Here is a 271-nt window from a genome sequence, read left to right as displayed (position 1 = left end):
CCAGCAGGGAGGCCATCATCCAGCTGCGCGGCACCCGGAACCATTCGGTGAAACTCAGGTTCGTCGGCAGGTAGAGCGAAGCAGTGGCGAACCGCCCGCCAAAGCCCGTGACCTCGGACCAGCCGATCTGCGCCGCGATGACCAGCACCAGCAGCATCACGAACAACAAGAACAGCGACAGCAACGCGCCCAGACGCACCGGCAGCAGCCGCACCACCATGTCGATGGCCACGAACCCGCCGCGCCGGAACGCCGTCGGCGCCATCAACCC

At 66.8% G+C, this 271-nt stretch carries 1 protein-coding gene; it reads right to left on the bottom strand.

Annotation, left to right across the window (positions count from 1 at the left end; translation table 11 throughout):
- A partial coding sequence (locus H2O73_RS24015; protein ID WP_182110804.1) for a TRAP transporter small permease subunit occupies positions 1-271 on the bottom strand: 271 nt, incomplete at both ends.

Source organism: Vibrio marinisediminis (genome assembly GCF_014050145.1).
Lineage (GTDB): Bacteria > Pseudomonadota > Gammaproteobacteria > Enterobacterales > Vibrionaceae > Vibrio > Vibrio marinisediminis.
The sequence above is the reverse complement of the archived record's forward strand: the minus strand, read 5'-3'. Positions and strand labels throughout refer to the sequence as shown.